Below are 26,620 nucleotides of genomic sequence, written 5' to 3' on the forward strand. Positions count from 1 at the left end.
GACCGCCGAGAACTTAAACATGCGTGATTGAGCGCACCGAGTCCATACTAAAGTATGATTTCGTGCCGAATTAGCGCGGACAGCCTCTGCGTTTGACGGGGCCGAGCTCTTGGCGTCACCAGCGGCGACCGGATGCGCAAACCAATTGGGAAGGCGTGGGGAGACAGGCTGTTAACGTCGCCGCTGACGTCGTTGAAATTTGCGATGGGGTTCTCGCGAACTGGGAGGATGCCCGACGAACCGCGTGGACAGCGCAGAGAAGAGGCCGAAGCCGCAGCCTCGTCTGCGTTACGACAAGCCGGACCGATGGCGCAGAAGCTCAACAATCTCGGAATAGGCGAGCAGGAGACGGTGACGCAACTGGGCGGGCTGCGTCGATACCACCGCTCTGCCGCCCGGGAGGCAGCCTTGACGTCGGCGCCGTTGGCGCGGGATTGATGATGTGATCTCCTGATAGGGAGCGGAGCGACCGAAGGCGAATGCCGCTCACGGTCTCAACAGATGTGGGCCGCTATGCGCATGGCCGCTTCGGGTCCGGTAACTTTCGCGATCCTGACCGCAGCGGAAACTCACAAGAGCGTGAACGCAAACGGCGGGAATTTCTACTCCAATGCCGCCGTTAGCGTCCTGGACCCCATCTTTCCTTAGACTCATCAACCTGGAGGAACTTCATGAGAAAGCTCGTACTCGCCATCTCAGCCCTCGCGCTCGCCGGAACAGCTGCATTGGCCGACCCGATCGCGGATCGCCGGGCGGTCATGAAAGAGAATGGAAAGCACGTCGGCGTACTTGTGAAGATGGTCGAAGGCGAGGCGCCATTCGACGCCGCGGCAGTCTTGGCTGCTTTGACAGCGCTCAACGACAATGTCCAGAAGATCGACGTCGCCGCGTCGTTCCCCGCCGGCAGCGACAAGGGCGATACATTTGCCTCCCCGAAAATCTGGGAAGACATGGCCGGGTTCCAGGCGATGGTGGACAAGTTCAAGGTCGTTACCGCTGCGGCAGTCGCGGCCCCGGCCCCGGATCTCGAGGCGCTGAAGCAGCAGCTTGGCACGATCGGGCATACTTGCGCCGAATGCCACGAGACCTTCCGCCTTAAGAAAGAGTAGCCTCTGGCCAAAGGGCTGAGTAGGAAACTGTCCGTTGCCGCCGTGGTGCCGGGGCAGTCGGCTTGTTGTGATCAGCGGGATCGACCTCGCGGCTAGGGGATCGATAGGCTGGCGTCATGCTTTTGGCGACGTTACCCCAATGTCCAGCTTGTCCTTCGTCGGTGAAAGTCCATTCGAGATTGCAGGTGCGCCGGTCGCGGAAGATGCGGCCATGACGCATGACTGCAATTCGCGCAACCACGTCAGTCCTTGATACGGGCCTTCCGCAGTGTTGGGATCGCAGGCGACGTTCAAGGTCTGTCAGGAAAACCATCCGGAGCATTGCGCGCGTGCCAACGCTGTCGCCATCAGCTTCTTGATCCGTCAGACGGCGGCCGGGCCGCCGCCGGCGCCGAGGCGATAGGCGAGTTGGGCTCGCGTGAGGCCGAGGAGGCGCGCCGCGGCGGACAGGTTTCCGCGCGCCCGGTCGACCGCCGCCTTGTAGGCCGACCGCTCCAGCTCCGACAGGGAGAAATCTCCCTCGGCCAGCAGTTGGTCGACCAGCGGTCGCAGCCTGGATTGCGGATCGTCGCCAGCCGCCATGGCAGTGAACGGAAAGCGGAGCAACTGCGCCTCGATTTCGGCGCGTGAAACGGCTTGGCCGTCGCGGTGCGCGGCGAGCACGGCGCTGAGCACCGTCCGCATTTGCCGAAGGTTCCCCGGCCAAGTCGCCCGCTCGATTGCTTTGCCCGCCGGACCGTCGAGGCGCGGCGGCTCGATGCCCATCCTGGCTGCCAGCACCGGAAGCAATGTCCGAGCAATGGCAAGGCGCTGGCCTTCGCGCTCGCCGAGCGTGGGCATGCGCACGGCGAGCGCCGACAGCGCGTACCACAGTTCGGAGGACAAGGGCGGCGGCCCCAATGGGCCGGAGGACGGATCATAGCCGACAAGCGCCACAATGCGCGGCCCGCCGACCACCATCCCATCCTCGATAGCGCGGGCGAGATGGGGCTGGACGTCTGACGGGATCTGCTCCGCGGCATCGATCAATACCGTTTCGCTGCCGGGCCCCCGGCGTCCTCCCTTGCCGCGCCGCGCAATCTCGGCGCAGAGGTCGAGGTCGACCCGATTGCCGAACACATGACGCGGCTCGGTTCCGGATCCGCCGGAGGCGCGGTGAAGATAGCGCGCCGCGCGGCTCCGGCCGGTGCCGGGCGAGCCGGTGATCATGACGGGAAGCGCCATCGGCGCCAGCCTGTCGAGTTCGGCCCGCACCGGCGCGAGGACCAGTCGGTCGAGTTCGGAAAGGGCGCTCTCGGCGGTGCGGGCGGCGACCCTCCGCAGCGGCTCGGAGAGGCTGCCTTCTTGTGGCGCCATGATGCGTTCGCGAAAGAGGATCACTTCCGGGTCGCCCGGCCCCCAGACGTCGGCCGGCTTGCCGACGACCTTGCAGTGGCGGTGCCCCTGGGCGGCGCACTCCACCTCCTTGTAGATGATGAGAGTGTCGAAGAATTCGCTGGCATAGCCGCAGGCATAGCCGAGTTGGGTCCAGCAGGCCGGCTCCGTCGTCCGGTGCCGACGCCGGAATTCGGCAGCCTCGACGCTGTCATGCCAGAGGAACTCCGCCGAGAAGCGCTTCTTCCGGAAGTCGAAGTCGTTGTAGACGGTCTCGACCCTGACCACGCCGCTGAACGTGTGCAGGCGCGTGCCCGCCGTGAAGGCATCCCCGATGTCGACATTCGGCCAGTTCGTCCGCACGAAGCGCGCGTCGGCCTGCCCTGAAAGGAAGCCCAGCCGCATCAGGAACACGCGCGCCTCCTGCGGGCCCAGCAGACGGGTCAACTCGCGGCGGAGTTCCACGCCGACGGCGGCGCGTTGCATGACGATGCGGTCGCCGTTGAGGCGTATCGTGCCGTCGACGGGATTGAAGACCAGGCTGGAGAGCAGCTCGCGAACCGTCGGCTTGCCGCGATCGAGCAGCTTCGACGGCTCAAGCGGTGCCTTCATGCCGTGTCCCTCTCCGACTTCCATCCGCGACGATCGGAACAGTTCAGGCTTTTCATCAAATCGTCAAGCCGCTGTCAGCATTTCATGAAGAAGGCTTGTACGCTGTGCGCACAGTAACTTCATGATCTGGCGATATCATACTGAATTATAAAGACGATTTGGCAGATATGACAAGTCCTGCAGCTTCCATCGCGTTGCTGATTTGACAGAGATGTCGGACTTGATCCCCTAATCCGCACATGGTGCCGCCGGGAGGAAGCGACGCTCATTCGACGACGGGCTTGCCGGTCCGACGGTGTGAGCGCTGCGGCTGCCGCAACATGGGAGGAAGCATGCCGACGTTGCATGAGATGTTCGATGTACGAGGCAAGTCGGTCATCGTGACCGGTGGCGCGAGCGGCATCGGACGTGCCTACGCCGAGGTGATGGCGGATAACGGCGCGCGCGTCTGCATCTTCGACATAGACGCAAAAGGTCTCGAAGCGGTCGTCACCGGGATGGTGGCCCGCGGCGGCGATGTCTGGGGCCAAGCCCTGGACGTGGCCGACCGCGGCCGGATGGCGGCGGCATTCGACACGGTGGCGGACCGGCATGGACGCATCGACGTGGTCTTTGCCAATGCCGGCATCGACGCCGGGCCCGGGTTCCTGTCGACCGAGGGGCAGCGGCTTCCGGAGGGCGCCATCGACGCGCTCGACGACCACCACTGGGATCAGGTGATCGAGGTCAACCTCACCTCCGTCTACACGACCGTCAAGCATGCGGCGCGCCACATGAAGTACAGCGGTGGCGGCCGCATCATCGTCACCTCGTCGATCGCCGCACAGATCAACGAGGCGATCGTCGGCACGCCCTACATGCCGGCCAAGGCAGGCGTGGACCACTTCGTCCGCCAGATGGCGATGGAGCTCGGCGCCTACGGCATCCTGATAAACTGCATCTCGCCCGGGCCCTTCATGACCAACATCGCGGGCGGGCGTCTGAAGATCCCAGCCGACCGTCGGGCCTTCGAGGGGCAATCCCTGATCGGCCGGATCGGCGACACCGAGGATATCAAGGGCCTCGCGCTTTACCTCGCATCGCCCTGCTCATCCTACATGACCGGCAGCCAGATCGTGATCGATGGGGGGTCGATGCTCCGATTCAGATAGCGGCATCGAGGCGCCAGGGAGGTTCGGCGCCCCGGGGACGAGAAGACAATAATCAAGGGAGGAAATCATGTTGAAACTGAAGGATCATTCCGCACGGCCGTCGCGCCGGACGGTTCTGAAGGGATTGGGTGCGGGTCTTGCCGCCTCGACGCTCGGCAGGCCGATGGTGGCGCGCGCCCAGACCGCGGGCACGATCAAGGTGGGTTTCGTCACCCCGTCCACCGGCCCGCTCGCACTGTTTGGCGAAACCGACGGCTGGGCAGTCGGCAAGATCAAAGAGTTGCTGAAGGACGGGCTCGAAACCTCGACGGGGCGCTACGATGTCGAGATCCTGGTTCGTGACGGCCAGTCCGATCCCAACAAGGCGGCGCAAGTGTCAGGGGACCTCATCCTGAACGAAGAGGTGCACCTGCTTCTGCCGGCATCGACGACCGACACGGTGAGCCCGGCGGCGGACCAGGCGGAACTCTACGAATGCCCGTGCATCTCCACCGGGGCGCCGTGGCAGGCGATCATCTTCCCGCGCGGCGGCAAGGACAAGCCGTTCAAGTGGACCTACCACTTCTTCTGGGGTCTGGACGAGGCGCTGAACACCTTCGTCGGCCTGTGGGACACCATCGAGACGAACCGCAAGGTGGGTATGCTGTTCCCGCAGAACGCCGATGGCGAGACCTGGGGCAACAATGACTACGGCCTGCCGGCGCCCACGCAGAAGGCCGGCTTCGAGATCGTGGTGCCCGGTTTCTTCCAGCCGCGCACCAACGACTACACGGCCCAGATCAACGCTTTCAAGGAGGCGGGCTGCGACATCGTGGGCGGCATTACCTATCCGGCCGACTTCAAGACCTTCGTCAACCAGTGCGCCCAGCAAGGCTACAAGCCGAAGGCCATGACGGTCGCGGCCGCGCTGCTCTTCCCGTCCGGCATCCAGGCGCTGGGGCCGCTCGGCGACGGCATGTCGTCGGAAGTCTGGTGGACGCCGGCCTTCCCGTTCAAGTCGACCCTGACCGGCCAGGCCAGCCGAGATATTGCCGATCTGTGGGAAAGCGAGACCAAGAAGCAGTGGACGCAGCCGCTGGGCTACAGCCACGCCATCTGGGAAGTGGCGCTCGACGTGCTGAAGCGGTCAGCCAACCCGCTCGACCGCGCAGCCAATCTCGAGGCGATCGTGGCCACCAATCTCGACACGCTGATCGGCAACGTCAATTTCGCCAAAGGTCCGCACGCCAACGTCTCCACGACGCCAATCTTCGGAGGGCAGTGGGTGACGGGAGAGAATTGGCCCTACGATCTGAAGATCGTGGACAACAGCGTCAACAAGCTCTTCGAGCCCGAACAGAAGATGAAACTCATGCCCTGGTCGGCATAAGGCCGGGGAAGGAGGATGGTCGGCAGCGCATTGCTCGAAGCGCGGGAGCTGAGCAAGTCGTTCGGAGCGGTGCGCGTGCTCCACGACGTCAGCTTCGAGGTCCGCGCAGGCGAAGTTCTGGGCATACTCGGTCCGAACGGGGCGGGGAAGACGACGCTGTTCAATCTGATCAGCGGCGATCACAGGGTCGACCGGGGCGAGCTCGTCTTTGCCGGTCATCCGCTTGGCCGTCAGCCGCCCTACCGTCGCTGCCAGATGGGAATCGGCCGCACCTACCAGATCCCGCGTCCCTATGTCGGGCTGACGACATTCGAGAACCTGCTCGTCGCCGCCTCTTTTGGCGGCGAGCGGTCCGAAACCGCGAGCTACGCGTCGTGTTCGCAAATCCTGCGCGACTGCGAACTGCGCGACAAGGCCAACCGCTCGGCAGGCTCGCTGACGCTGCTCGACCGCAAGCGGCTGGAGCTGGCGCGCGCGCTGGCCTCCAATCCCAAGCTCCTGCTTCTGGACGAGATCGCCGGCGGCCTGACCGACGAGGAGGGCAAGGCGCTGGTCGGCCTGATCCGGCGCATCCGCGACCGCGGTGTGACCATCGTCTGGATCGAGCACGTCCTGCATGCCGTGCTTGCCGTTGCCGACCGGATGATGGTGCTGAACTTCGGCGAGAAGATCGCCGAGGGCAAGCCGCAGGACGTCGTCAACAGTGCCGAGGTCAGGCGCGTGTACATGGGTATCGAGGCATGAGTGCGGCATTGCTCTCCACGCATGGCCTTGTCGCCCGCTACGGGGACTTCCAGGCGCTCCATGGAGTGGATTTCGAGATCGCCGCGGGCGAGGTCGTGGCGCTGATCGGAGCCAACGGCGCCGGCAAGTCGACGCTGCTCAGGTCGATCATCGGGCTGCTGCGGGTCGCGCCCGAGATGGTGCGCCTCGACGGGCGCCACGTCGGCGGGGCACAGCCGCATCGAATGGTGGCGGATGGTGTCGCCATCGTGCCCGAAGGCCGCCGCCTGTTCACCGGCATGTCGGTGGAGGACAATCTGCGGGTGGCCATCGACCATGCCGCCTCCAGCCTGCGCGAGGGAGGCTGGACACTGGAGCGGGTGTTCGGCCTGTTCCCGATCCTGGGGGAGAAGCGGTCCACGCTGGTGCAGTCGCTGTCGGGCGGACAACAGCAGATGGTGGCGATCGGCCGGGCGCTGCTCAACCAGCCCCGCCTGCTCCTGTGCGACGAGATCAGCCTCGGGCTCGCGCCCAAGGTCGTGCGCGAGATCTACCAGTCCATCCCGTCGATCTCGCGGAACGGAACCGCCATCGTGCTGGTCGAGCAGGATGTCGGGCTCGCCCAGTCCGCCTCGGACAGGCTCTACTGCATGCTCGAGGGCCGTATCACCCTGACGGGCCGCTCCAAGGAGATCCGCCGGGAGGCGATCGGCGAAGCCTATTTCGGAGCGTCCCATGCAGTGGCTTGACGGGCTCGTGCAGGGCATATTGCTCGGCGGTCTCTACGCCCAGTACGCACTCGGCATGGCGCTGATGTTCGGGGTGATGCGGATCGTCAACATCACCCATGGCGACCTGATGATCCTGCTGGCCCTGATCGGGATCAGCCTTGCGGTAACGTTCTCGCTCGGGCCATGGACGGTGCTGGTGATACTCGTGGCGCTTGGCGCTGTCCTTGGCCTGCTCCTGCAGCGTGTCGTCCTGAACCGGGTGGTCGGCTCCGATCCCTTGCCATCGCTGATCGCCACGTTCGGCCTGTCGGTGGCGCTGCAGAACGCCATGCTGCAGGTCTGGTCGGCCGATACCCGCTCGCTTGGAGGAGCGAGCGACATCGCGCAGGCCTCCGTCCAGATCGGCCCGCTGTTCGTCGGCGTGCTGCCGGTCATCGTCCTCGTCACGGCGACGGTCTTGACGGGCGGTCTCGATGCCGCTCTGCGATACAGCAAATTCGGCCGCTCGCTGCGCGCGGCCGCTGCCGACGTCGATGCTGCGGCCATGACCGGCGTGAACCCAAAGAGGGTCTATGCCGGAGCGACAGCGGTGGCGGTCGCGATCCTCGGCTTCGCCGCGGTGTTCCAGTCGATGCGGGCGACCGTCGCTCCCGCCGACGGGCCGTTCCAGCTGATCTATGCCTTCGAAGCCGTGATCATCGGCGGCATGGGCTCGATCTGGGGGGCTTTCATCGGGGCGATGGTGCTCGGCGTCAGCCAGTCCGTCGGATTCCGCATCGATCCGGGCTTCGGCATTCTCGCCGGGCATCTCGTTTTCCTGATTGTTCTCGCCTTGCGACCGCAAGGCCTGCTGGGGAAGGAATGAGACCGTGAAAGAGGCGCTCGTGGTGAAAGAGGCGCTTGTGGCCGCCCCTGTCGACGCGGCGGAGATGCCGTCGGTCGGCGTCCAGCGGCAGACGACTTCGGGCATGATCGCGATGCTGATCGGCGTCGGCGTCCTGATCACCATCGTATCGATGCCCTGGTGGGCGAGCCAGGGCCTGATCCGGAGCGTGGTCGAGCTCTGCTGCTACATCGCGGTGGCGCAGATGTGGAACCTGCTCGCCGGCTATGCCGGGCTGGTCTCCGTCGGGCAGCAGGCCTTCGTCGGCGTCGCCGCTTACTTGATGTTCGTGCTCGCCCAGCTCTTAGGGATCAATCCATTCGCGGCGGTGCTTCTGTGCCTGATCGCCCCGGTGGTGTTGGCGATCCCCACCTATGGCCTGCTGCACCGGCTCGACGGACCCTACTTCGCGATCGGCACATGGGTGATCGCCGAGGTGATGCGGCTCGCCACCTCCGTCTTCACCTACGTCAATGCCGGCGCCGGGATGAGCCTGCGCGTGATGACCAGCTACTCCGCCGACGAGCGTGCGATCGGCGTGTCCTTGCTGACGGCGCTGATGCTGCTCGTCACCTTCGGCGGCAGCTATCTGCTGCTGCGCTCGCGCTACGGCCTGGCGCTGACCGCCATCCGCGACAATCCCGTCGCGGCGGCAAGCCAGGGCGTCAATGTCGGGCGACTGCGCTTTCTCATCTGGATCGGCGCGGCTGCCGGCACCGGGCTTGCCGGCGCCATCTACTTCATGGCGCAACTGCGCATAACGCCGCCCTCGGCCTACGACCCGAACTGGGCGAACATTTCGATCTTCATCGTGATGGTCGGCGGACTGGGATCCCTGGAAGGGGTGCTGATCGGCGCGCTCATCTATTTCTTCGCCGACAGATGGTTCGGCGAATACGGGGCCACCTATCTCGTCGTGCTCGGCCTTCTCACCTTGTTCATGGCGCTGTTCGCGCGGGGCGGGGTCTGGGGCCTGATCTGCAGGCTGGTCGACGCCCCGTGGTTCCCGACGCGACGCACGCTCATGGAGGATCGGCGATGAAGGCAGCTGTCTTCGAAGGCGCAGGCCGGCCGCTGCGCATAGGCGACCTCGGCATCCCCGAACCGGCCGAGGACGAGGTGCTGATCCGGATCGCGGCATGCGGCATCTGCGGATCGGACCTGCACATGACCGAAGATCCCACGACCTTCGGGGTCGGCGAAGGTTTCGTGCTCGGTCACGAGTTCGCCGGCGAGGTCGTGCGCTGCGGCAACGAGGTCAATGGCCTGCAGCCCGGCGACCGCGTGGCTGTCGCACCTATGCGCGGCTGCGGCCGATGTGACAGTTGCCGCCGCGGCGAGCCAGCCTGGTGCCCCGACATGCGGCTGATCGGCGGTGGTTACGCCGAATTCGCAACCGTTGCCGCGCGCCAGTGTCGCGCGCTTCCAGACGACCTGCCGCTGGTGGAAGGTGCGCTGGCCGAGCCGGTCGCAGTCGGCCTCCACGCGGTCATGCGCTCGGGGCTCGAGCCGGGGGATACCGTGCTCGTCCTCGGCGCCGGGCCGATCGGGCTGCTCGTCGCGTTCTGGGCGCGGCGGCTTGGCGCCCGGCACGTCGTCGTCGCCGACATCAACCGTCACCAGGAGGGGAGGGCGTTGGCGATAGGCGCCACGGGATTCGCCCTTTCCGGCCCCGGTCTCGCGGCCGAATTCCAGGATCAGACGGGGGTGCTGCCCGATATCGTCTTCGAATGCGTGGGCAAGCGGGGGCTGATCGACTTCGCGTGCCGGCTCGTGCGGGTGCATGGGACCGTCGTCGGGGTGGGCCTGTGCGTCGGCGGCGACGAATGGGATCCCTTCGCGGCGCTTTCGAAAGAAATCCGGGTCGTCTTCGCCGCCTTCTTCGGGATGTCCGAATTCGAGATGGCTCTCGAAGCGCTCGGCCCCGGAAAGTTCCGGCCGCAGGCGCTCATCACCGGACGGATCGGCTTCGGAGAGGTTCCGGAGACCTTCGAGGCGCTCAGGCGCCGCACGACCCAATGCAAGGTTCTGATCGCGGCCGACGCCGGCTGATCGGCTGATATGGGAGGACATGATGGATTTCGAAACGCTGGTCTTCGACATCGATGGCGTGCGCACGGCGGTGAAAGCGATCGGCAGTGGGCCGGCCGTGCTGGCGCTGCATGGCGCAGCCACCCTCGAAGGGCATGAGTGGGCGCGCGGCCTGGCCGACCGCTTCCGCGTCTATCTGCCGTTCCATCCGGGGTTCGGCGAGAGCGCCGCGGCGCCGCACATCGCGGGCATGCAGGACATGATCGTCCACAATCTGCGCCTGGTCGCAGCACTCGGCCTCGACCGCCCGCATCTGGTCGGCCACTCGATGGGTGGCTGGATGGCCGCCGAAATGGCAGCCGTTACGGGCGAGCGCTTCGGGCGGCTGGTGCTCAACGCGCCGGCGGGGCTGAACCATCCGGACCATCCCGCCACGGACCTCGCCGCCGTTGGCCCCGAGGCGCTCCCCGGATACCTCGCCCACAATGTGGATGTGGCGCTGCGCTACTTTCCCGGCGGATCGCACTGCCCGCCGCTCGAGGAATTCGTCGCCGCCCGCGACAAGGAGGGCAAGGCCCTCGAGCGGATCCTGACGGTCCACGGCATGGGTCATCCCAATCTCGGCCGCTGGCTGAGCCGGATCCCCAACGAGACGCTGGTCGTCTGGGGCGACAGGGACCGCCTGCTGCCGGCGTCGCAGACGCCGATCTGGGTGGAAAAGATTCCGAACGCCCGTGCGCTGGTCATTCCCGGCGTCGGGCATTTTGCCATGCAGGAAGATCCCCGGACGGTGACCGCGATCGGCGACTTCCTGGTGGGCTAGTCGCCGGCAATCGATCGTTACCGACCGGAGGCGGCGGGCGCCGCGCGGCCAGATACCCAAGGAACAGATATCCCAAGGAGGAGAATGCCATGAACATGACGATGCGACCGGGACAGGGCTACTGGGGAACGAAGACCGATTTCGCGTCCCTGCTGGAACATGTGCGCAAGATCGGTCCGATCCTCGAAGAGAATGCGGAGGAGAACGACAGGCTCGGCCGGCTGAACGAGGCCACCTTCGCCGCGTTGAAGCCGCTGCGCATGTCGCACATCTTCGCCGAAGAGAAGATCGGCGGGGCACAGCTCTCTCCGACACAAGGGCTGGAGCTGATCGAAGCCATCACCTATCACAGCGGCGGCGCCGGCTGGGTGTCGATGGTGCACGCCTGCATCGGTGCGATGTCGGCGGCGTTCCTGCCCGACAGCGCGATCGCCGACCTCTATGCGCCGGGCACGGAGAACCGCTTCTCCGGACAGGGCACGCCCACCGGCATGCTGAAGAAGGTCGACGGCGGTTACCTGCTCAACGGCAAATGGTCCTATGCGAGCGGCATCCATCACGCCACGTTCACCCACTCCGCGGCCCTTCTCGACGACGGCACCGGACAGCCGGCCAAGGATGAGAACGGCGATGTGATCGTGCTGTGCGCCCACGCCCCGGTCGAAAAGCACGAGCTCCTGGGCAACTGGGATGTGCTGGGCCTCCACGCGACGGGCAGCATCGACTATGGCGCAAAAGATGTGTTCATCCCCGACGACATGGTGTTCCCTATCCTGACGGCGCAGCCGGAGCGCCTGAAGGAGTTCTTCAGTCTCGGCGTCGTCGGTCTCGCGGCCATCGGTCACTCCGGCTGGGCGATCGGCGCATCGCGCCGCATCCTGGATGAGATCGCCAAATTCGCGCGCGGCAAGACCGGGCGTTCCGGCCTGCTCGGCGAAAGCGACAAGTTCTGGTTCGACTTCGGCCGCGCCGAGGTGCGGGTGCGCGCGGCCCGCGCCTTCCTGTTCGAGGTCTGGCGCGATGTCGAGGCCTCGATCGAAAGCGGCAACCGCGCTTCGACACGGCAGATCAGCCTCATTCACCTGGCCAAGTCCGAGGTGCACGAAGCCGGCGTCGACGCCTGTCATTTCGTCTATCGCGCGGCCGGCGGCGCTTCGCTGAGAAGAGGCATCATGCAGCGGATCTATCGGGAGATGCTGACGGCAGCCAACCACTTCACGATCAATCCCAATATCGTAAGCGCAGCCGGCCGCGACATCGGCGGCCTATGGAGCGACCGCACTTGGCAGTTCTACGATCTTATCGAGAAGAAGTGACAATGCGCCCGAACCGGCAGGAACGGGCCGCCTCGGCGGCCCGGGAAAGCGATGCAATGGATTCCGCCGCGGCGACAGCCAAGGCATTCCTCGCCGCTTTCCGCCACCACCCGGCGGGCGCTGCGATCATCACCGGCGATCCGGGCGACGGCCCGGTCGCGCTCACCATCAGTTCGCTGATCTCCGTCGGCGTCGAGCCACCGACGGTCGCGTTCTCGCTGTCCGAAGCGTCGTCCAGCGCGAAGGCCCTGGCGCGGTGCGAGACGGTCGTCGTGCATTTTGTCCGGCGAGGGAACATGCAGCTTGCCAGGCTCTGCGCCACGAGCGGCACCGACCGCTTCGGTCCCGAGGTGTCGTGGACGCGCCTCGCGACGGGGGAGCCCTGCTATCCGCAGATGGATTTGCGGTTCCGCGCCGCGCTTCGCGGGCGGCTCGCCGCGCCGGGCGCATTGGTCGTCACCGCCGAATTTCTGTCGGTTTCCGCCGGCGACCGCGAGCCGGAAGAGGACGAGACGCTGGTCTACGCCAATCGTGCCTGGCATGGGCTGCGTCCGCTCGCCGATGTGGTCAGGGCGCCGCTCATGCTGTGGCCATCCGATTCGGCAACGTTCTGACGGATCATCGTGTTCAGCCGAGGCACGACTTGATCGTCGAGGGTCTTACGGCCGCAATCGCCCCGGCAATCTCTGTTCGGCAAAGCCGCTTGTGCCGTATCGAAGACGCCGCGCCCGGTGCCAAGCGCCCAGGAGTTCAGTCTTGCCTTCCAGAAGCCAACGCCAATCTGCCCGGAAGCTCCGCCGCGCACCCGAGGCTCCCCTGAAGGACGTTTTTGCGCTGCCGGACCGCTTCAGAAGCGACAATTGCCTGCCTTTTCCGGCGGCCGGCGTCACTCCTTGTCGCGCTCAGGGCGTTGTTCAAGCGCCGGTCCGGGCGGAAAGCGCAGCCCTGGCACCCTGTTGTGCACCCGCTCGGACGCCTCCGACAGCGTCGCCCCCATCCAACACCACCCCGCATCTATCAAACATCGCCTGCGCCATGGGAACCGACCACACCGTCACTCAGACCGGACGGATGTTCTGGTTGTGGTGGAAGATGTTGTCAGGGTCGTAGGTGGCCTTCACGTCCGCCAGCCGGTCGTAGACGGAGTCGCCATACGCCTCGCGGACCCGGTCCGGGTCTTCGTCGCCGCCGAGGAAGTTGACGTAGACGCCTTCCCGGAAGCGTCCGAGGGCTGCGAAGAATCCCCTCGTCCAGGCAATGTCCCGGTAGCCGAAGTCCTCGCCTGGCCGCCACACTGCGTCGAGGGTGATTGCGTGCGACGCCTGGCGGTTCCCGAACGCCGTCTTGCCCTCGGCCACCCGGCTCACCGCTCCCTTCAGATGGAACATCGCCACGTACGACCGCGGCGACGAACAGGAGAATGCATGCCCGGCGATCTCGTCGATGAGGTCGTCGCGGAGTTCGGGGAGGTGGGTGGACTTCCAGTAGTAGTTCCAACCGTGCACGACAGTCGAGTCGATCGCGCTTTGGAATTCCGCGTAAGGCGTGGGCCCGACCAGGTCGAGGAGGGGAGTGCGGGACGCACGGAGCGGGCGGAGCGCCTGCTCGCCATCCTCGATCGGTCCGGCGTAGCAGCTGCCCACCATCACCACAGGGCGCCAGTGCAGATTCTCGGGGATGACCGGCAGCGGCGGCGCGGCGCCGAACCTCACGACCGTGCCGAGTTCGTCGGGAGCGTCGCGGATGAAGTCGCGATAGAAGCGCAGGATCTCCCCGGCGTCGGTCGCGTCCCAGAGGATAGGCCCCGCCAGAACGGTGGGACCGACGGAGTGGAGGCGGAACTCGAAAGAGGTGACCACGCCGAAGTTGCCGCCGCCGCCTCGCAACGCCCAGAACAGATCGGGGTGCTCGTCCTCGGACGCTCGCAGCAGATCGCCGTCGGCCGTTACGACCTCGACGGCGAGCAGGTTGTCGACTGTAAGGCCGTGCTTGCGCATCAGCCAGCCGACGCCACCGCCGAGGGTGAGACCGGCGACACCGGTGTGGCTCACGATTCCGCCGGTGGTGGCCAGACCGTGCGCCTGCGTCTCGCGGTCGACGTCGCTCCAAAGCGCACCACCCTGCACCCAGGCGCTACGGTCGGCGGGGTCGACCCGCACGCCCCGCATCGGTGAGAGGTCAATGACGATCCCGTCGTCGCAAATGGCGGTGCCCGCCACGTTGTGGCCTCCGCCCCGTATGGCGATCTCCAGATCGTTGTCGCGGGCAAAACGCACCGCCGCGACCACGTCGGCAGCCCCGATGCATCGGGCGATCAGGCGCGGGCGCCGGTCGATGGCACCGTTCCAGACTGCACGGGCGCTGTCGTAATCGGCGTGGCCGGCACTGATCAGCCGGCCTCGGAACCCGTCGATCTCCACGACGGTCGGCCCCTTGGTCCCGTGGCCGACTTCCACGATTATCGGAGTCATCACCGTGTCCTCCTTTTTCGACGGCCACATCGGACCACGGAGGCCCGCCGCCGTATAGTCAAGAATCTGGACTTCAAAGCCGACGGCGAGTGTGGGACACTGGCGTCATGAGGACGTACGGCCAGTACTGCCCCATCGCCCGCGGCGCCGAGATTTTCGCCGAGCGCTGGACACCGCTGATCATCCGAAACCTGTATCTCGGCTGCGGAAGCTTCAGTGAGATCCTGGAGGGCGCGCCCGGACTGTCCCGTACGCTGCTCTCCCAGCGACTTAAGCAGCTCGAATGGATCGGCGTCGTCGAGTCGGCGCCCAAGCCCGACGGGCGCGGGCACCACTACGAACTCACGTCGGCGGGCCACGACCTCTTCACGGTCTGCCAGTCGCTCGGCGAGTGGGGTGCTCGTTGGCTGGAGATCGCCCCCCAGCACCTCGACCCCTTTGTGGCCCTGTGGTCGATGTGCAACGCGCTCCGCCGGGACCGGCTCCCGGAGCGACGCGTCGTCATCCGCTTCGACTTCACCGGCCGCCCGCGCCGTGAGCGCTATTGGCTACTCATCGAGCTTGGAGACACCGAGATCTGCAAGACATATCCTGGCTTCGACGAGGACCTCTACATCACGGCGGAAGCCGAAGCCTTCGTCAAATGGCACGCCGGCCAGCTTAGTTGGGCCCAGGCCATCCGCGAGGACCGTATCCAGCTCCACGGCGACCTGTCGCTGGCAAGAGCCTTCCCGACCTGGAACGCCCGCAGCATGTTCGCCCACATCACGCCTGTCTCCCGCATCGCCACGAACCCCGCTGGCTGACATCCCGGATGCCGCCTTCATTGCGGCACCGCACCGCTGCCGAACCAAACCACTCGCCTGAAATTCACAATAGTTCGGCGAACGTCCCAAGACCTCCAGTACTTTGTCATTGGCTCGATGATCGAAGATGACAGAATCGGGTCGATCCGTCATCTCCAGCGGCTCGGCTCAAACGATGTCGTGCGCCGCGAGCCTGCCGAGGCGCGGCGCCAGGATCACCCCGGGGTGGGCGACCAGCACGTAGAGCCCCTCGACCTCAGGAAGAAACTTCCGGAGGGGCAAGCCGTCGCCGGTCATGGGGCGAAACGCGCCGGTGACGGAAAGCAGGCGCGGTTCCGGACACGGCGCAAACAGGCTGGCGATCTTCGCGGCCGTTCGCTTCGCAAGCGGGAGAAGTCCCGCCTCTCCCTCTTCAGGATAATCGGCGGCCGAGACCAGGCCGCCCGAGAGGCCCGGGCGAAGCTCCAGTTCTCCATCGTAGAGGAGATGGCGCGCCAGCCCCGCATCGGACGCGAAGCGCATCAGCACCGCCGGAGCTTCGCTGATCGGCAGCGTGATCCCAAGTGACGCCACGAGCGGAAGGGCTGCGCCTGCATTGGCTAGGACCACCGTATCGGCGGCAACAATCTCGCCCTCGGCATGGACGCCGGCGACGCGCCCTCCGCGCATCTCGACGGCTTCGACTGCGACCGAGCATCGAAGCAGCGCTCCGGCGGCCCGGGCTCCCGCGAGAAGCTGGCGGGTCAAGTCGGCCGGCTCCACTGCAAAATCGTCAGGCGCCCAGGCGGCGAGCGCCGGGGGCGCGGCCAGGCGAGGCTCGAGTTCGGCGATCTGCGCGCGGTCCAGCAATTCCATGCGCACGCCCGCGGCTTGCTGCTCCGCAACCAGTTCTGCCGTTTCCTCGTCGATGTCGCGCCAAACGACAGCGCCCCGGGCCGCGATCGGCAAGGGACCCAGTTCGTCTGCCAGCCGCGCAAATTCGCGCACAGCCTCCATTTCCAGGGAGAAACAGGCGGGATCACTGGATGGCAACCCACTGCTCGTGCCGACCCAACCATAAGACCAGCGCGTGACACCCGCGGCAGCCTCCGGTCGCTTTTCCAGCACCGTCACCTCGGCGCCCGCTCGCGCCAGGTGCCAGGCCGCAGAGGCACCCAGAATGCCACCACCCACTATGACGACACGCGGTCCGGTTTTCATGTATCCCCCAACCAATGAGTCTGGCGTGTGGAGTGGAAGGCAGCCTCCATCACCATAGCCGGCGGGCCGCCAACTCTCCAGGAGGTCGCAACGGCCGCAGACCCCGCCCGGTCCCGTTCCGGCGGCCGACGAGAATGAGTTGGTGGCGACATGTCCGGAACGTCAAGGGTTCCGACTTCGTTTCAAACGGGACACAGGCGCTACGCTGCAGGCAGTACAGATCGGCGATGCCCAGCCAGGCGCCGGAAAAGTGGACGGAGGAAAACGATGACCATGACACGCAAGGATGTCGTCTCGGTTCTTGGCCCTGTGGACGAGGCAACGATTACAGAGATTATCTCGACGGGGGCTTCGGTGGAGGAACTGAGAGAGGCATGGGCCTGGGCATTCGGCGACGAGGCATTGATGAGCGAGGGGCGGCCGCTGCCGGGAACCCGGGTGGCCTCCTTGATCGACCTCATAGAACCGGAGGAAGAAACAGCGGACCGATCATGATCGGGCCGCCTCGGACCACTGGATCGCGCCCCCCAATCGCCGCCCGCAAGGTCGAGCGGTGAGGGGGCAGCCCCGATGTACGCTTGAGGCCGCGCCGCCCTGCGAAACAAAGCGGTGAAGATGACGAACTGGCCGCCGATGGCATGCAGGCGTCGGGTTCCGGCCTGGCCCGCAGAGCCGACCGCGCGGGCCTTCTGGTGCCATTTCGCGACCATGTCGAGCCGGCGCTGTTGACGGTCGTTTGCGGCGGCATCTCCGCCTACTGCCCGGCACGGCTGTCCGGCAGAATCCCGGCAGGGCCTGTGCACAAAGACTGCAGCATCCCGGAGAGACACGGGCCGGTCGAAAAGAGCTGCGCGGCCATTTCCGGATCCGGCGGATAGAGGCCATCGGCGATCCGGCGGTGTTGCCCGCGTGCCATGCCGACATGGCGATCGGCATTCGGGGGCGATCGGCATTCGGGGGCGATCGGCATTCGGGCGGCCTTGCAATCCTGGATTTCTCGACCGCGCGTTCCCCATATGGGGGATGCCGGGCCCCGGCACACTTCCTACACAGGCCGCAGTCAAGCGATCCTGGCGGGGAAGAAATCAAGATGGCGAACAATATTCAAGGCACTCCCGGTGACGACGTCTTGGTCGGCACTTCGGCAGATGACGTGATCCTTGGCCTCCAAGGCGAGGATGTCATCTCCGGCGGTGAGGGCAACGACACGCTCGACGGAGGCTCCGGCACCGATGACGACGACAATGATCTGTACGACATTCTCGACTACATGCAGGACGGCGGCTCGCAGGGGGTTGTCGTCGATCTGGCCGCCGGAACCGCGACCGACAGCTATGGCGACACCGATACGATCACCGAATTCGAAGGCGTGGTCGACACGAACCTCGCCGACACGATCATCGGATCCGACAACGACGAGAGTTACTTCGTAAATGGCGGCGCCGACGTCATTGATGGTGCCGGAGGGTTCGACGAACTGAACTATCACCTTGCCGATCAATATGGCGGCAACGCCGTCGGCATCGTCGTGACCTTCAACAACGACATGTCCGGAATTGGCGGCGGTACGGTTGTCGACCCGTTTGGCGATACCGACACCTTCGCAAATATCGAGGCAATTCGCGGCACGCGATACGCAGACACCATGACAGGCGGGCTGGGAGACCAGAGGTTCCGCGGGTTGGACGGCGCCGATGTAATCGACGGCGGCAGCGACTACGATACGGTGGACTATCGGCGCGACGCGAATTACGGCGGCCTCAACGGTATCGACGCCGATCTGGAGGACGTCGACGGCGAGGGCTTCGGCCGTATCCTGGACGGGTTCGGAGCGGAGGACCGCGTCAGGAACGTCGAGCAGATCCGCGGCTCGGAATTCGGCGACGCGATTCGCGGCGATGCCGGGGCGAATGATTTTCGCGGCGAGGGCGGAAACGATCTCCTCGATGGTCGGGATGGTGACGATCTTCTCCGAGGCGGCGCAGGCGACGACATTCTTGCAGGCGGTGGCGGGTTCGACTTCATCGCCGGCGGTGAAGGCATGGATGTGCTGGTGCTGCAGGGCAGCAGCACCGACTATTCGATCACGTCCAATGGTGACGGGACCTACACGGTCACGGACCATGGCGGCAATGGCGACGATCAGGATGTCGTCTCGGAGATCGAACTCGTCGAATTCAGCAACGGTTCGATCGCGTTCGGCCTGCTTGCGGGCATTGAAGGCCTGCACGGCACCGAAGCCGACGACAACCCGCTGACCGGAACGGCCAATGCCGATGCCCTGTTCGGCCATGCCGGCAATGACGCGATCTACGGCATGGAGGACGAGGATGTCATCGCCGGCGGCGCGGGCGACGATATCATAGACGGAGGCTCGGGCACCAGCGATGACGAGAATGGCGTCTACGATGCCGTCGACTATATGCAGGATGCTGCCGAAGGGGGCACTCAGGGCGTCGTGGTCAATCTCGCGACCGGGGTGGCGACCGATCCCTTCGGCGACACCGATACGCTGATCGAGATCGAGCGGGTCTTTGGCACGAACTTCGCAGATTCGATCACAGGTTCCGACCAGGACGAGCTCTTCGACCCCCATGGCGGTGCTGACACCATCGATGGCGGCGACGGCTGGGACGAGGTGACCTACCATCACTCGCAATGGCATGGCGGGACCGGCGGCATCACGGTGACCTTCGACGACGGCACTGCCAATACCACCGACGGGTCGATCGTGGACCCGTATGGCGACGTCGACCACTTCACCAATATCGAAGCGGTGCGCGGCACGAACCAGGTCGATGTGATGACCGGCGGGCTTGGCACGCAGAGGTTCCGTGCCCTGGCCGGCGCCGACGTGCTCGACGGCGGCGCCGACGTCGACATGCTCGATTACAGGCGTGATATCAACACGGGCGGGGAAGAGGGAATCGACGCGGATCTCGAGGACATCGACGCCGAAGGCTATGCCCGCATCAAGGACGGTTTCGGCGACTATGACCGTGTGAGGAACATCGAGCAGATCAGGGGCACCGGGTTCGACGATGCGATCCGGGGTGACGGCATAGACAATCTCCTGCAGGGCGAAGGGGGAGCCGATTTCCTCAGCGGCCGTCATGGCGACGACGTGCTCCACGGCGGCCTCGGCGACGATGTGCTGGTGGGGGGATCAGGTGCGGATGTGCTGGATGGCGGCGCAGGTGCTGACATTGCGGATTATGCCGGCTCGAATTCCGCCGTGACCGTCAACCTGACGACCGGATCCGGGGTTGGCGGGGATGCGGCTGGAGACACGCTCATTGCCATCGAACAGGTCGTCGGCTCCGCCTTTGATGACACGCTGGCGGGCGATGGTGCCGCAAATGTGCTCGATGGATCCGGCGGCAACGATTTGCTGAACGGCGGGGCTGGCATCGACCAGATGTCCGGCGGCCTCGGCGACGACCGCTTTTATGTCGACAGCGCGAGCGACAGGGTGTTCGAGGCATCCGGACAGGGCAACGACGCCGTCTACGCCTGGGTGAACTATACCCTGGCCGCCGGCCAGCATGTGGAGACGCTCGCGACGGCCTCTCTTGCCGGCACCGGCACGATCAATCTCGCCGGCAACGAGCGTTCGCAGCGTGTCATCGGCAACAACGGCAACAACAGCCTCTACGGCAATGCCGGCAACGACCAGCTCTACGGCTATGGCGGCAACGATTTGCTGAACGGCGGGGCTGGCATCGACCAGATGTCCGGCGGCCTCGGCGACGACCGCTTTTATGTCGACAGCGCGAGCGACAGGGTGTTCGAGGCATCCGGACAGGGCAACGACGCCGTCTACGCCTGGGTGAACTATACCCTGGCCGCCGGCCAGCATGTGGAGACGCTCGCGACGGCCTCTCTTGCCGGCACCGGCACGATCAATCTCGCCGGCAACGAGCGTTCGCAGCGTGTCATCGGCAACAACGGCAACAACAGCCTCTACGGCAATGCCGGCAACGACCAGCTCTACGGCTATGGCGGCAACGATTTGCTGAACGGCGGGGCTGGCATCGACCAGATGTCCGGCGGCCTCGGCGACGACCGCTTTTATGTCGACAGCGCGAGCGACAGGGTGTTCGAGGCATCCGGACAGGGCAACGACGCCGTCTACGCCTGGGTGAACTATACCCTGGCCGCCGGCCAGCATGTGGAGACGCTCGCGACGGCCTCTCTTGCCGGCACCGGCACGATCAATCTCGCCGGCAACGAGCGTTCGCAGCGTGTCATCGGCAACAACGGCAACAACAGCCTCTACGGCAATGCCGGCAACGACCAGCTCTACGGCTATGGCGGCAACGATTTGCTGAACGGCGGGGCTGGCGTCGACCAGATGTCCGGCGGCCTCGGCGACGACCGCTTTTATGTCGACAGCGCGAGCGACAGGGTGTTCGAGGCATCCGGACAGGGCAACGACGCCGTCTACGCCTGGGTGAGCTATACCCTGGCCGCCGGCCAGCATGTGGAGACGCTCGCGACGACCTCTCTTGCCGGCACCGGCACGATCGATCTCGCCGGCAACGAGCGTTCGCAGCGTGTCATCGGCAACAACGGCAACAACAGCCTCTACGGCAATGCCGGCAACGATCAGCTCTACGGCTATGGCGGCAACGACACCCTGGTCGGCGGCACGGGCAACGACACGCTGACCGGTGGGGCGGGCAACGACTATTTCGTCTTCAACACCGCGCTCACCGCTGCGCCCAATGTCGACCGGATCACCGACTTCAACATTGCCGCCGACACGATCCGTCTGGACAATGCGGTGATGCCGGGGCTGGGCTCCGGAACCGGCACGCTTGCTGCAGGCAAGTTCTGGAAAAGCACCAGCGGGCTCGCGCATGACGCGGATGACCGCATCATCTATGAGACCGACACCGGCAGGTTGTTCTACGACAGCAACGGGAGTGCTGCGGGAGGCTCCGTCCACTTCGCCACGCTCGCGCCGAACCTTGGCCTAACGCATGCGGATTTCCAGGTGATTTGAACTTCCAAGTGATTTGAACTTCCAGGTGATCTGAACCCCCAGGTGACCTGAACCGGACAAGGCCGGCTACCGCAGCCGCAGGAACAAGAACCTTTCTGCCAATCGGAACAGATCCTTCTGGCTGCGGCAGTTCGTCTTGGCCAGGACGGACTTCATCTGTTGGCGCACGGTATCCATTCTGACCCCGCGCCGATTGCATTGCCGGCGCAAAGTCTGCCAGCGTCTGCGCGTGATCGGACCGGGCCGCCGGCACACCGTTCACGACCAGAGAGGCGTCGCCTGTCGTCTTGATCTGGAGCTTCATATGCAGCTCCAGCAACCGTCAAAGAGCCTCTCTTGTGGTCAGTGGTTCACGCTGCTGCAGCGGTCCTTGTCACGATTTGTGAGGTTCTCCCCAAGCTCCCGAAAGTGTGGTCTCGTTCCCTACCAAACCGTGCAGCACTCGCAGGAAGGCGAGCGACCGCTGCGAAAGGGGGCGTTTCGGGCTGCTGACGAGGTTTAGAGGAAACAGCACTTCTTCCTGAAGTTCCAGCACGCGCGTTCCCTCTGGCGGCGCGCCAAGCACTGTGAAAGCGTCGAGCAGCGTCGCGCCTAGACCTTCCCTGACCAGCGCACAAGCCGTTACCATCAGCCGCGCCCGGGAGCGATAGCGCGGCCTGAGCGACTTCTCCCCGAAGAGCCGGTCGATCATCTTTTGCTGGAAAGAGCGCTGATCGAAGCCGACCAGGTCATGGGCGGCAAGTTCCTTGAGAGTTATCGTGCCTCGGCTGGCGAGAGGATGGCTCGCAGGAACGAGACAGATCAAAGGCGCTTCCGCCAATTTCCGGCATTCCACACGCGGATCATCCATATCGTAGATCGTCAGCGCGAAGTCACAGGTGCCCAGCTCGAGATGCGGCACGATTTCGTCGATGTGGAGCACGTCGAGGTCGAATTCGGCGCTGGCGTCGGTTTCCCTGATGCGTGCCAAGACTTTTGGCACCAGCGACAGACCGAGACCGGGCGAGGCTCCGATCCGGATCGAGGGATCCTCCGTCTCCGAGGTGCGTAGTCTTTCCTCGATGCGCTTCAGGAGCAAGTGAACCTGTTCCAGATCGCCAAGAAGGCTCCCGGCCTCCGGTGTCGGTATGAAGCCCGTCGAAGTGCGATTGAACAGATCGAATCCGATCTGCGACTCGGTATGCTTCAACATGCGGCTCACCGCCGCCGCCGAAACGTTCAGCATCGAAGCTGCGCCCGATATGCTTCGAGCGAGCAGCACGGCCCTGACTACCTCAATTTGGCGCAGACTGATCATAGTTTAACATTAGGCTAATCCCATCTGCGTAAATGTTAATTGACTTCGCGCCGGCTGGCCAGTCTGTTCGGGACGTGGAGGAGAATTCGTTGAGCATCAGCTTGCACAGTCCGTTCGCGGCGATGACCGAGCGCGCGCATGGCGATCGCGCTTCTGGCTACGATGTGGCGGTCGTGGGCGGCGGCATGGCGGGATGCGTTGCCGCGATCGCAGCAGCACGAGCCGGGTCGAAGGTGCTGATCATCGAGCAGAACGCGTTCTTCGGCGGCGCCGCGACAGCGGGCGTTGTTGGCCAGTTCGTTGGATGGTCCACTCGTTCCGGCCGAAAGGTCATTGCTGGTCTTGCTGAAGAGATCGTCGACAGACTGCAATCGATTGGTGGCTGCGGTCGGATCGAGGATTTCACCATGTCGACCGGACACAGCATGAACCGGGTCCAGTTCGATCCCGAACTGCTTAAGATCACCTTGGACGAAATCGTCACCGAAGCCGGCGTCGATGTCCTGTTCAAAAGCGTTTTGACAGGATGCGAAACTGCGGACGGGGCTGTGCAGAGCATCGTTGTCTGGTCGGCAGGCAAGATCCTCAGTATCCGCGCCACGGCGTTTGTCGATGCATCAGGCGATATGGCACTGCTCAAGTCCTCCGGCGCCGCGTTCCTTGAACTCGGCGAAGGCGAAGCTTTGCAGCCCGCGACGATGATGTTCGCCATGGCGCCGATCGATTTTGAGAAGCTGGATGCCGTATCCGAAAAAGAACGAAAGTTGATCGTGAAGCGGGGTCTCGACGGCGGCGCGCTGCCGCGCGCCGCGCTGCATTACAGTCGCGCGCCCGGCACCAACGAGGCTTGGTTCAATATCTCGCGCGTGAATGTCGAGCCCGACGATCCGTTCTCACTCAGCAACGGTGAGATTGAAGGGCGCAGCCAGGTGATGCGGATCGCATCGTTCCTCAAAGCAAATCTGCCTGGCTGCGCAAATGCGCGATTGAGCTCCATGGCCCCTCAACTCGGCATCCGCGACACGAGGCGCGTCGAAGGAGACTACGTCATTACGGCCGATGACCTGCGTCAGGCGCGTGACTTTCCCGATGTGGTCGCCTGCGGTGCCTATCCGATCGACATCCATCACGCCGGCAGTCCGGACCTTACCTTCGAGGAGTTCGGTCCAGATCATCACTACCGGATTCCGTTTCGCGCCTTGCTGCCGGCAAATCTTGCAAATGTGGCGGCCGCTGGTCGCGGAATCTCGGCCGATCACGACGCTTTTGCCGCTCTGCGCGTGATGCCGACGGCAATGGCCGTGGGGGAAGCCGCTGGTACCGCCGCGGCGATGGCAAGCACCCGCACGCAGGGCGTCATTAGGGCCATCGATGTCGGCGAGCTGCAGGAAACGCTGCACAGGCAAGGCGCATATTTGGGAACGTGAAAATGGCGCTGACGGCCCTGTTTCTCACCTTTGCAATCTTCATGCTGGCCGGCGCACCGGTTGCGATCGCCATGGGGATTGCTTCGATGGTCTACATTATGCTTTCAGACATCATGCCGACCGTCTTCATATTCTCGATGGTCGACAGCCTTGGCGGCATCTCGCTGCTTGCCATCCCGTTCTTCGTGCTCGCTGGCGAAATCATGAATGTGGGCGGCGTGACTTCCCGGATCTTCGGCTTCGCCAACCTATTGGTCGGTCACATTCGCGGCGGTCTCGCGCACGTGAACATCGTTTCCAGCCTGTTCTTCGCCGGCATCTCGGGGTCGGCTGTCGCCGATACAGCCGGCCTCGGCCGCATCGAGATCAAGGCAATGGTGAATGCCGGCTACAGCCGTCCCTTCAGTGCCGCGGTGACGGCAGCCTCGAGCTGCATCGGTCCCATCATCCCTCCGTCGATCCTGATGGTCCTCTACGGCACCATGACCGACGTCTCTATCCCGGCGCTTTTCCTGGGCGGTATCATTCCAGGCATGATGCTTGGCCTCTTCATGATGGTCTATGTCTATATCGTCGCGAAGAAGGAGGGCGTCCCGCCTGCACAGCGCGCCTCCGTCCGGCAGATTGCCGTGAGCTTCCTGAAGAACTTCCCACCTCTGGCGACTCCCATCGTTATTCTCGCAGGGCTCGTCCTCGGCATCGTGACGCCGACCGAAGCCGGTGTGGTCGCCGTCGTCTACGCGATTTTCGTCGCCACGCTCTACGGCGAGATGAGGTGGTCGACCTTCGGCGCCATGCTTGAAGAGAGCTTGATCACGACGACCCAGATCATGTTCATCCTGTCGATGTCTGCCCTGTTCGGCTGGCTGGTGACGACCGAGCGCATTCCGCAAGCGCTTGCCGCTTACTTTCAGGCAAGCGGCTATGGGCAGATAGCCTTCCTGGCCTCGGTCAACATTGTGCTGCTTGTTTTAGGCACGATCATGAGCCTGACGTCGATCCTGGTGATCTTTACTCCGACGCTGATCGGCATGGCGCATCTGATGGGCGTCGACCCGGTGCATCTCGGCGTCGTCGTGGTCCTCAACCTGACCGTTGGGCTTATTACGCCGCCACTCGGGTGGTGCCTCTACATCGTGACGGAAATCGCCGAGATCCGCTTTATCGACGCGGCAAGGGCGATTGTGCCGTTCCTCATCCCGATCCTGGCGGTCCTGCTGCTGATCACATTCATACCCTCTCTCGTCTTGTGGCCCGCCGAGGTCCTGTTGGGACACAATTAAACTGGAGGAAACCATGCAAAACCATAACAGACTGGCACTCGCCATCACTGCGGTCATTGCAGTCACGGGCCCTGTTGTACTGCCGGCCTCGGCAGCGACCTTGAGGCTGGCATGCCCGTCGGCACCCGATAATCCGACCTGCCTGGCCGCAAGCCGCTTTGCCGAGGAAGCGAAAAGGAAATCGGATGGCTCGCTGGACATCCAGGTTTTTCCGTCGGGTCAACTCGGCAAGGGCAAGGAAGCGATCCAGCAGATGCAGGCCGGCATCATTGACCTGGTCGTCGAGGACATCAGCAACTACGCCAACTTCGCGCCAGACTACAACGTGGTCTCCTGGGGTTTCGCGTTCCGTGACGAAGACCATTTCCTGGCTTTCCTGGACTCGCCGCTGCACGAGGAGATGGCGGGCAAACTCCGCGATCAGGGCATCGAGCTGGTAGCCGCCAACTGGCGCAAGCTTCCCCGCGTCGTGGTGTCGACCAAACCGGTCAAAGCGCCGGAAGATCTTGCCGGCCTCAAGTTCCGCGTGCCGCCGATCCCGTCCTACATCGAGACCTGGAAAACGCTAGGCGCCAATCCCACGCAAGTGCCGTGGAGCGACTCCTTCCAGGCCCTCAAGACTGGTGTGGTCGACGCGATGGAGGCACCGCTGGATTCGGTGGTGAGCCAGAAATTCCACCTGGCGGCGCCGCACGTCACGCTCACCAATCATGTCTTCGCTTCGATCGCCCTGACAATCAACAAGACGCGACATCAATCGCTTTCCGATGCCGAGCGGAAGGCCATCGACGAAGCGGCTGCCATCGCAGCCGACTATTCGGCCGAGTTGGCCGCTGAAGCGCGCAACAGTGTGCGCGAACAGATCAAGGCTGACGGCGGCGAAATCATTGAGGTGGAAACGGCCCCGTTTGCGGCAAAGCTCGAGAAGGCCGCACATCAGCAGGAGGCGGACGGCCTTTGGAGCCAAGGACTCTACGATAGGATCGAGGCGATGAAATAGGCCGCC

At 64.5% G+C, this 26,620-nt stretch carries 21 protein-coding genes; 17 read left to right on the forward strand and 4 right to left on the reverse strand.

What is annotated here, in order from left to right:
* Positions 1-671: 671 nt before the first annotated feature.
* Positions 672-1,109 (forward strand): c-type cytochrome, encoded by a 438-nt coding sequence (locus tag JN302_RS15480; RefSeq protein WP_202333479.1) that lies wholly within the window; start codon positions 672-674, stop codon positions 1,107-1,109.
* A 363-nt stretch (positions 1,110-1,472) separates the two neighbouring features.
* Here the strand turns inward: JN302_RS15480 and JN302_RS15485 are convergent, their stop codons facing one another.
* Positions 1,473-3,095, reverse strand: coding sequence for a XylR N-terminal domain-containing protein (locus JN302_RS15485; RefSeq protein ID WP_202333480.1), 1,623 nt, complete (start codon positions 3,093-3,095; stop codon positions 1,473-1,475).
* 332 nt (positions 3,096-3,427) lie between these two features.
* On the opposite strand from JN302_RS15485, the gene JN302_RS15490 reads away from it, so the two are divergent.
* From JN302_RS15490 to JN302_RS15535, 10 genes are all read left to right on the forward strand, one after another.
* Positions 3,428-4,246, forward strand: a complete 819-nt coding sequence (locus JN302_RS15490; RefSeq protein ID WP_202333481.1) for an SDR family NAD(P)-dependent oxidoreductase — start codon at positions 3,428-3,430, stop codon at positions 4,244-4,246.
* 67 nt (positions 4,247-4,313) lie between these two features.
* A complete protein-coding gene (locus JN302_RS15495) occupies positions 4,314-5,615 on the forward strand; it encodes an ABC transporter substrate-binding protein (RefSeq protein WP_202313268.1) in 1,302 nt (433 codons plus the stop codon).
* 15 nt (positions 5,616-5,630) lie between these two features.
* Positions 5,631-6,359: an ABC transporter ATP-binding protein gene (locus JN302_RS15500; protein WP_202333482.1), complete on the forward strand. Its 729-nt coding sequence runs from the start codon at positions 5,631-5,633 to the stop codon at positions 6,357-6,359.
* On the forward strand, positions 6,356-7,087 hold the full coding sequence (locus tag JN302_RS15505) for an ABC transporter ATP-binding protein (RefSeq protein WP_202313272.1): 732 nt from the start codon (positions 6,356-6,358) through the stop codon (positions 7,085-7,087). The genes JN302_RS15500 and JN302_RS15505 overlap by 4 nt, the downstream gene beginning before the upstream one ends.
* Entirely contained in the window at positions 7,074-7,934 is an 861-nt protein-coding gene (locus JN302_RS15510; protein ID WP_202333483.1) for a branched-chain amino acid ABC transporter permease, read from the forward strand. Before JN302_RS15505 ends, JN302_RS15510 begins: the two co-directional genes overlap by 14 nt.
* 4 nt (positions 7,935-7,938) lie before the next feature.
* Entirely contained in the window at positions 7,939-8,994 is a 1,056-nt protein-coding gene (locus tag JN302_RS15515; RefSeq protein WP_244846380.1) for a branched-chain amino acid ABC transporter permease, read from the forward strand.
* A complete protein-coding gene (locus tag JN302_RS15520; protein ID WP_202333484.1) occupies positions 8,991-10,004 on the forward strand; it encodes a zinc-dependent alcohol dehydrogenase in 1,014 nt (337 codons plus the stop codon). The genes JN302_RS15515 and JN302_RS15520 overlap by 4 nt, the downstream gene beginning before the upstream one ends.
* Positions 10,005-10,026: 22 nt before the next feature.
* On the forward strand, positions 10,027-10,806 hold the full coding sequence (locus JN302_RS15525) for an alpha/beta fold hydrolase (protein WP_202334303.1): 780 nt from the start codon (positions 10,027-10,029) through the stop codon (positions 10,804-10,806).
* Between the two features lie 89 nt (positions 10,807-10,895).
* Positions 10,896-12,122 (forward strand): acyl-CoA dehydrogenase family protein, encoded by a 1,227-nt coding sequence (locus tag JN302_RS15530; RefSeq protein WP_202333485.1) that lies wholly within the window; start codon positions 10,896-10,898, stop codon positions 12,120-12,122.
* 56 nt (positions 12,123-12,178) lie between these two features.
* Complete coding sequence (locus tag JN302_RS15535; protein ID WP_244846381.1) at positions 12,179-12,736, forward strand: flavin reductase family protein; 558 nt, start codon at positions 12,179-12,181, stop codon at positions 12,734-12,736.
* 444 nt (positions 12,737-13,180) lie between these two features.
* On the opposite strand, the gene JN302_RS15540 is transcribed toward JN302_RS15535, so the two are convergent.
* A complete protein-coding gene (locus tag JN302_RS15540; RefSeq protein WP_244846384.1) occupies positions 13,181-14,593 on the reverse strand; it encodes an FAD-binding oxidoreductase in 1,413 nt (470 codons plus the stop codon).
* 107 nt (positions 14,594-14,700) lie between these two features.
* Between JN302_RS15540 and JN302_RS15545 the strand changes: the two genes are divergently transcribed.
* Positions 14,701-15,399 (forward strand): winged helix-turn-helix transcriptional regulator, encoded by a 699-nt coding sequence (locus tag JN302_RS15545; protein ID WP_202313279.1) that lies wholly within the window; start codon positions 14,701-14,703, stop codon positions 15,397-15,399.
* A 168-nt stretch (positions 15,400-15,567) separates the two neighbouring features.
* Here the strand turns inward: JN302_RS15545 and JN302_RS15550 are convergent, their stop codons facing one another.
* Positions 15,568-16,599, reverse strand: a complete 1,032-nt coding sequence (locus JN302_RS15550) for an NAD(P)/FAD-dependent oxidoreductase (protein ID WP_202333488.1) — start codon at positions 16,597-16,599, stop codon at positions 15,568-15,570.
* 267 nt (positions 16,600-16,866) lie between these two features.
* Here JN302_RS15550 and JN302_RS15555 point away from each other — a divergent pair, with 267 nt between their 5' ends.
* Together JN302_RS15555 and JN302_RS39145 are read left to right on the forward strand one after the other, a co-directional pair.
* Positions 16,867-17,094, forward strand: coding sequence for a hypothetical protein (locus JN302_RS15555; protein WP_202313282.1), 228 nt, complete (start codon positions 16,867-16,869; stop codon positions 17,092-17,094).
* A 595-nt stretch (positions 17,095-17,689) separates the two neighbouring features.
* Positions 17,690-21,607: a beta strand repeat-containing protein gene (locus JN302_RS39145; RefSeq protein ID WP_274609266.1), complete on the forward strand. Its 3,918-nt coding sequence runs from the start codon at positions 17,690-17,692 to the stop codon at positions 21,605-21,607.
* Positions 21,608-21,980: 373 nt separating this feature from the next.
* Here the strand turns inward: JN302_RS39145 and JN302_RS15590 are convergent, their stop codons facing one another.
* Positions 21,981-22,904: a LysR family transcriptional regulator gene (locus JN302_RS15590; protein ID WP_244846387.1), complete on the reverse strand. Its 924-nt coding sequence runs from the start codon at positions 22,902-22,904 to the stop codon at positions 21,981-21,983.
* Between the two features lie 89 nt (positions 22,905-22,993).
* Here JN302_RS15590 and JN302_RS15595 point away from each other — a divergent pair, with 89 nt between their 5' ends.
* From JN302_RS15595 to JN302_RS15605, 3 genes are read left to right on the forward strand one after another with little or no spacing between them, the layout of a single operon-like run.
* Positions 22,994-24,331, forward strand: coding sequence for an FAD-dependent oxidoreductase (locus JN302_RS15595; protein WP_202333490.1), 1,338 nt, complete (start codon positions 22,994-22,996; stop codon positions 24,329-24,331).
* Positions 24,332-24,333: 2 nt separating this feature from the next.
* Entirely contained in the window at positions 24,334-25,614 is a 1,281-nt protein-coding gene (locus JN302_RS15600; RefSeq protein WP_202333491.1) for a TRAP transporter large permease, read from the forward strand.
* A 13-nt stretch (positions 25,615-25,627) separates the two neighbouring features.
* Positions 25,628-26,614, forward strand: coding sequence for a TRAP transporter substrate-binding protein (locus tag JN302_RS15605; RefSeq protein WP_202333492.1), 987 nt, complete (start codon positions 25,628-25,630; stop codon positions 26,612-26,614).
* Positions 26,615-26,620: the final 6 nt, after the last annotated feature.

This window comes from Mesorhizobium sp. L-8-3, from assembly GCF_016756615.1.
Taxonomy (GTDB): Bacteria; Pseudomonadota; Alphaproteobacteria; order Rhizobiales; family Rhizobiaceae.